Source organism: Pseudomonas sp. SIMBA_068, from assembly GCF_046534705.1.
GTDB classification, from domain to species: Bacteria; Pseudomonadota; Gammaproteobacteria; order Pseudomonadales; family Pseudomonadaceae; genus Aquipseudomonas; species Aquipseudomonas putida.
The window spans coordinates 1-253 of sequence record NZ_JAWRYI010001090.1; the positions used below are offsets into that span (position 1 = coordinate 1).

Genomic DNA, 253 nt, shown 5'->3' on the forward strand with positions numbered 1-253 from the left:
CCTGAGCCTGCACCCGGGCTCGCGCAACGTGATCCCCGGGCACGTGCAGATGACCCTCGACCTGAGCCACCTGCACGCCGACCGCTTGCAAGCCATGGTCGATGAAGTGCGCCAGGTGATCGAAGACAGCTGCCGCCAGCACGGCCTGACGTTCGAGCTGACCGCCACCGCCGATTTCCCGCCGCTGGACTTCGCCCCCGCCTGCGTGGCCGCCGTGCGCCAGGGCGCCGAGCACCTGGGGCTGAGCCATATG

General features: G+C 70.0%; 1 pseudogene. It reads left to right on the forward strand.

Features of this window, described 5'->3' with window-relative positions:
* Nucleotides 1–253, forward strand: a pseudogene (locus SB756_RS32830) (Zn-dependent hydrolase); the annotation flags it as partial.